General features: G+C 35.7%; 1 protein-coding gene. It reads right to left on the reverse strand.

The window, feature by feature from the left end:
- Positions 1-281: 281 nt before the first annotated feature.
- Positions 282-7,271, reverse strand: a complete 6,990-nt coding sequence (locus ACKI67_RS10445) for a DUF3344 domain-containing protein (RefSeq protein ID WP_407463475.1) — start codon at positions 7,269-7,271, stop codon at positions 282-284.
- Positions 7,272-7,566 lie beyond the last annotated feature (295 nt).

Below are 7,566 nucleotides of genomic sequence, written 5' to 3' on the forward strand. Positions count from 1 at the left end.
AATTTTGAAAAATAGTATTACTGAATTGTTTAAATAAATAAAAAAGTAATAATAATGATGTTCTAAACCAACGAATGAATAGTAATACTTTTTTTATTAAATTTTAATAAAAAGTAATAATTTATTAAAAAACTAATTCTAAAAAATATCAAATCAAAAATTCTAATTTAAAAAAAGCAATGCAATCTAAAAAAAATTCTGATTTTAAACAGCTTTAAAAAAAAAAAGATCATTAAGAATAGTCTTTCGACTATCCTTAATTTTTCTAAAATTTATTCTATTTAATTTATTGTTAATTTTGCAGTTTTGTTCATTGCTGCATACATTGTGTTACCAGCAAACTTAGCAGTGAAGCTGTATGTTCCTTTTTTGTTTAAACTTACTTTAACAGTTGCAACACCTTTATCGTTGGTGGTAGCGCTGTAAGATTTACCGTTTACAGTAAATGTGATTTTCTTGCCGCTTACTACTTTTCCGCTAGCTGATTTGAAGGTAGCGGTTAAGGTTTTGCTTGTTGCACTTGCTTTGTAGGTTTTAGCTGGAACTGTTAAGCTTCCTTTTTGTTTGCTGACAACAATCTTAGCAACGATGAATGATCCGTTGTACTCGTCATCACCTAGGTAACTTACTGCGAATGTATAAGTTCCTGCGTTCTTAAGGTTGATTTGGAGTCTTGCCTGACCGTTTTCGTCAGTGTCTCTGTCATATACATTACCGTTGAATCCGATTTGGACATGCTTATTCTTCAATAAGTTGCCGTCTTTGTCTTGTAAGGTAATGTAGAAGTATTTGCCGATTCTTCCGTCAGTGTCAACGTCAACAGCAGTGGTTGTCATGTTTTCGTAAATAATTTGAGTTTCTGTTCTTTCTGTGGTGATTGGACCAGCAGGAATAACAGTACCATCATCAGAGTTGACGGAAGTTACTTCAAAGTTGAACGGTTCAACACCAGCAGCTAAAGTGTTGCCGGTTACAGCAATTTCACCAGTAGGAGCCAAAATAGGTCTTTCACTGTCAAGTTCCAATACGGTTACAGATTCCGGAACAACTTCATCATTAGCCAATTCAATATTATTGTTTTTAATATTGATGTTAGCTGTATCGATGGAAGTAGGGATAGTGTCATTATCGGCAGTGGCCTTAACAATAACATTACCGTTGTTTACAATAATGGTTGAATCTGTAAGGTTAAATTCATTTGGACCTCCTTCAGATTTAGGGGTGATCACAAAGATTGGCTCAGCAGATTCACTGCCAATGATTGTACCTCCAGTAATTGCAATGTCCTTATTAATGACTACATTTGAAACATTCTCAAAGACCTTATCACCTAAATCAAGGGTAGCGCCTTCTTCAGCTTCATCTATAAGTTTTTGTAAATCTGAAGAGGAGTAAGGTGCAACGGATTCAACAATTACAAATTGTTGCAATGCCAATATAGTGGAACCGGTAGCAACAAATGAAACACCATTGAATTCACTTGGAGCAGTACCTAAATCAACAACATATTCGTTTACAGAGTTAGAGCTGCCTGACCAAATGTTTTCATAAGTGACACCATTTACAATCAAGTCACCTTCACCACTTTGAGCACTAGCAGCAAATACAGTTAAACTAGAACTTATTGCATTTTCAATAGGAACAATTCCTAAAACACTGTTACTTACTACAGTTCTTCCTAAGAAGTTATTTGCATTGGACAATAAATCAGCACCGTTGTACATGTAAATTGTCTTGAGAGTATCAGATTCAGTTACATTGTACATAGCTACAAAGGTACTTGGATAAACAGCGGTCTTATTAAATTCTTTTTCAAGAACAAATGTATTTTCACCAGTTTTCAACAAGCTAGATACATCATAAACCACAAGACCGTAACCATATTTACCATAGGTACCCATATTGGATTGATCCCTATAAGTTGCAACAGGAGTAATAGCTACACCATTAAAGGTTGTAGTCCAAACAGGAAGAGTTCCTTGAGTTTTATCCCAATTATAAGCAACATAAACAAATCCATTCACAAATTTAGCGTCTTCAGGAACATCAAGAGTCCAGACATCAGTTCTGCCAGTAGCAGTAGCACCAAGATAAGTGCTATCATCCTTAGTATCAATGACAATGCCACCATTTACAGTGATATTGTTGAATGAACTGATGTTTTCAGGAGGATAAGCTAAATCCTTACCTAAATTACCGTTATATAAAACGCTAGGAGTGAGAGTTTTCTCATCTAAAACATTGCCTGAAACTTTATCGCTGATGACAACAGTGTAATTGACTTTATCGTTATCTGCACCATTTACAGTATTTGCGGTTACAGGTCTGATAAGATCATCAACCAAGAACACACTGGTTTTAGCGCCGGAATCCAATTCAACCTCAATTGTGTCAGCCAATTCGCCATCAATATAGAAATTAATTGTGTAAACAGTATTAGCTTGACCATCATTAGTTAAATTAAGTTGTAAAACATTATCAGTACCAGCGAAACAAACACCATTATATTCAGAACCTAATTTAGAGGTTACAGAAGGAACAGCACGTTCTACAAGTACAAATTGTTGCAATGCCAATATAGTGGAACCGGTAGCGACAAATGAAACACTAGTGGATGGGCTTAAAGCAGTACCTAAATCAACAACATATTCGTTTATGGTTTGACTTGTACCATTCCAAATGTTTTCATATGTTTCACCGTTAACAATCAAGTTACCTTCATTTGCTTGTGCACCAGCAGCGAATACATATAAGTTAGCGCCAATGATGCCAGCAAAATCAGTGCCTAAAATGCTGTTGGCTGCAACTGTTCTTCCAGCTGTGTTATTAGTGTTAGCCAATAAGTCTGCACCATTATACATGTAAAGAGTTTTGATAACATCGGATTGGGTTACATTGTATAAAGCTACAAGAGTGCTTGGGTAAACAGCAGTTAAATCTCTGATTTTACCTAAAGAGAATGTGTTTTCACCTTTTTGGATTAAATTAGACACATCGAAAACCACAAGACCATAACCATATTTACCATATTGGCCAAGGTTTGATTGATCTCTGTATGAAGCTACAGGTGTGATATTAGCACCATTGAATGAACAGTTCCATTCAGGAATGGTTCCATTGGTTTTATCCCAGTTATAAGCTACATAAATGAATCCATTGACAAGTGTAGCGTCATCATCCAAGTCAAGTACCCAAATGTCAGTTCTACCTGGGGTTGAACCAGCACTGTAAGTATCTTTGGAGTCAATGATAATGCCACCATTTACAGTAATATTATTAAAGTAACTAATGTTTCCTGAAGGATAAGCGAAATCCTTACCTAAATTACCATTATACAATACTGCAGGCAAAATGGTCTCTTCAGTTAAAACATCTCCAGTGTCCTTATCACTTACAATTACAGTGTAATTTGCAACATCGTTCTCTGCACCGTTTACAGTAGCTTCAGTGATTGGTCTGATGGTTTCATCAGTTACAAGAATTAAATTGCTGAAACCAACTGGTAAGCTAATTTCAGTGCTGTCTACCTTTACACCATCAACATAGAAATCAACGACATAGTTGGTAGCAAAAGCACCATTGTTGGTTATATGAACTTCAATTACATTTTCTGTACCTGCATAACATACACCGTTATATTCGGAAACTAACTCAACATCTGCTGAGTGGAGACCTTCTCCAGCTACAATGGTACCGGAGTAAATGTATGGATCTTCAGCACGAGCATAATCTGCATTTACATTATATGTACCCCATTCAGTTAATTTATAGCTGGCTTTATAAGCATAGTCATCCATTTCGAATTCAGTTATGGTTTCATCTCCAATGGTCAAAGTGAGTCCAGGACCATTTATTGTATTCAAATTATCATCTACAATGTAAACTATAATGTCAGCAGTCTCATTTACAAGATAATATGCGACATTGGATTCTAATGGATCTGTTTCATTGACAACAGCATAAACAATGACAGGGCTTATAATTGAACCGTTGTTGTAAATTGCATAAAGGCTATCACTGCCATTTGCATCTAAAATTTTATTGGTGTCCAAGAACAAATGACCGCTAGTGTGAATAGTGTAATTGAAGCCATCTGCAGTGTTGTTTTTAAAGTTAGATTCTGCAATGTCAAGGTAATTGTTTACAACAGATGTGATGAAAATTGCTCCACCATTTTCCTTAGCATGATTGTTAGTGAAGTTAGACTCAACTATATGAGATTTATCTCCACGCCAGTAGATAGCACCACCGCTACCATTATTAGCAATATTGTTTTCAAATGTACAATTTAATACTCTGCCGTCAGTGGAACTAGCCCAATAGATAGCACCACCATTTCTAGCTGAGTTGCCTATGAAAACGCTGTTCATTATGCTGCAATTAGTAGAACGACCATCATTTCCTAAGAGAATAGCTCCTCCACCTAAAGTGTTTGTTGTAAGAGGCGCTTTGTTGTTGATGAATGTACAATTGTCGATTACACCATAGGTTCCAGCCCAGAAAATAGCACCACCTGTGTGGTTACCATTTGAATAGGTTGTGTATGAAGAGTTAGCTGCATTATCCATAAATATACAGTTAATTACACTTCCATTATTAGCATTCCATGCAATAGCTCCTCCTGCAGATGCAGTACAGTTAGTGAAGTTTGAATTTGAGACTAATACATTCTCTTTAACACAACGGATTGCACCACCATCACGATTTACATTACAGTTTTTGAAATCACAGTCGGATACTGTTGCATTGACAGCGTTAAAGTAGATTGCACCTCCACCAGTTGATGCAGTACTTGTTAGATTCATGAACTGACATTTTTCAATAAATACATTTGGACCTGCAACATAGATTGCTCCTCCAGCACCTGAATGGCTCATATCTTTGAAAATACAGTTTACTATATGTGATTCTTTGGAATCACCATCTACATAAATACCTGCTCCAGAACTGGTTCCATGAGTGAAGGTTAAGCCATCCACTGTTACATTGGTAGCATATATTCTCATGAGTCTTACATTATCATTTCCATTGAATATTGCATTTCCTGGATTTTCTGCAAAGATATAAGTGTTGTTTGTGTAAACATTTAAAACTGAGGTAATGTCGTAGGTACCATCGAGGACATGGATTTTGGTATATGGAAGCAAAGCAGTCCTATTGAGTGCTTTATTAATGGTTGTTGGATCATCTGCACTTGCACCAGTACCTGTTCCATCAGGGCTTACATAAATGTCATTGTATAAAACTGATTCAACTACAATGAATTGCTCAAGTGCAAGGATGGTAGAACCGGTAGCAACAAAGGATACTGCATTAGAATCTTTAGGATAGCTTCCTAAATCTATGACATATAAATCAGTAGAGTTGGAAGTGCCAGACCATACATCATCAAATGCTTCTCCGTTGACTATAATATTTCCTTCGCCTCTTTGAGCACTAGCAGCAAATACATAAAGTTTTGCATCTGTAATGTCTTCTCTTGTATTGATATCTAAAGCAGAGTTACTTTCAACAGCTCTTCCTAAGAAATTATAACTGCTTCCCATCAATAAGTCAGCACCATTGTACATGTAAACGGTTTTAATGGTATCTGATTCACTTACATTGTATAATGCTACAAGAGTGCTTGGATAAATAGCAGTCTTATTGAACTCATCTTTAGTCAATACAAAGGTGTTTTCACCTCTTTGCAATAAGCCTGTTACATCGTAAACAATAAGTCCGTAACCATACTTACCTGAACTGCCTAAATTGGATTGGTCTCTGTAAGAAGCAACAGGAGTTATTGCCACATTGTTGAATGTAGTGGTCAAAGCAGGAATGGTTCCTTGTGTTTTATCCCAATTATAAGCAACATAGATAAATCCATTTACAAACTCTGCGCCTTCTGGAACATTAAGTGTCCAAACATCAGTACGTTCAGTGGAAGCAGAAGCAAGATAAGTGGATGTTGATTGGGTGTCTATTATAATATCCCCGTTAATGGTGATGTTTTTGAATGAGACAATAGTCTCTGCAGGATAAGCAAAATCCTTACCTAAATAACCATTATACCATAGGGTTGGTGTAAGGGTTTTCTCATCTAAAACATTGCCATTAGCATCCAAGATTTGTACAGTATAATTGACTTTGGTTGTACTTACGCCATTTACAGTGTCAGCGGTTACAGGTCTGATAAGATCATCTACCAAATAAGCAACAGAGTCTGCACCAGCATCCAATTCCATTTGGGAACTGCTTGTCTTTACACCATCAACATAGAAGTCTATGGTATAAAGGGTCTTTTCTGTACCGTTATTGGTCAAATTAAGTTTTATGACATTGTTAGTACCTGCAAAGCATGCACCGGAATATTCGGAAGATATGCTTGCTTTAGCTGATGGAGTATACTCCCTATTTACAGTTAAGACGGACAGTACATTTCTGAATGAAAATGCTCCTGCTCCAGGAGTGTAGACCAATGTATTGGTGCCGTTAACAATATCATTCAATACATTGAATTTGTGATATTTGAAATAATAAACTCCTTCGTCATAGCTTTCGGATTCTATTAAGTCCTCGCTATTAAAAGTATAGATTCCATCCACACTTGACAATGCAAAGTTATCGAGTGTTGCATTTAAAACCTTATCTTCAATGGTTCCCACTTTAAAGGTAGCTTTGCTGGTTTCACCTGAATCACCTTTAATCCAGGATGACCCGGAATTGACCCAATAGCTGACCTTATCAGTGTCGCCATCGTTATATGCAAATACCAATCCAATCAATTTGATCTTATTGTAGAATTCATAGCCATCAATTGAACCAGTAGATACGTTAATTGTCACTTTACCATTTGCATTTTGAAGCCTGTCTGTGAGATTATAAGTCATATAATAATCTGCATAGCATTTGGTAGTGTGGTCATTTATATGATATACAGTACCATCTGCACTACCTTGAGTAGAGACAAGTCTCTCATTTGCAATTTGTTCACTTTCCCCATTGGATGTAACTGTCACATTTGCCTCAGATCCGTAAACCAGGTTTGAAGACCCGGCAGTATAGCAGTCTACAAACAGACCGGCATATTGGACATCCTTTACATCTTCAGGGATATCATAGTTCAATTCCCCAGATTCACTTCCAGGATTGGAGTAAGCAATATCAACTCCCCCTGAAACGTCTCCCTCTTCAATAGTGTCTAAATCGTCTGCAGAAGCAGCTCCAATTGAGACTATAAGAGATAGGAGAATTAAACCTACTAAAATAAATTTATATTTATTTTTCATAGTTTACCCCTCATAAAGAGAAAAAATTTTCCTTCAATTATAAAATGAAAATAATTAATAGAAGAGAATGTGCTTTAAGTCTATAAAACCCAAATGATAAATAAATAACCAATAAGGAAGTAAATTAACCTAATTAGTATATTGGGCATTATCCGCACATTAATATTAATTATCATTTATAATATAGTAGTAATACTTATTTAAAGATTATTTTATTACTTAAACATGAAAAAAATGGCAAAAAGTAATAATTTTTAAAAAAAATAATACTAGAAAGTATTTTTTTGATAAAAAA

The organism is Methanobrevibacter sp., assembly GCF_045577275.1.
Lineage (GTDB): Archaea > Methanobacteriota > Methanobacteria > Methanobacteriales > Methanobacteriaceae > Methanobrevibacter.

Bases quoted from the DNA above. Each gene is read 5' to 3' on its own strand.
- ACKI67_RS10445 (WP_407463475.1), bottom strand. From the start codon at position 7,271: ATGAAAAATAAATATAAATTTATTTTAGTAGGTTTAATTCTCCTATCT.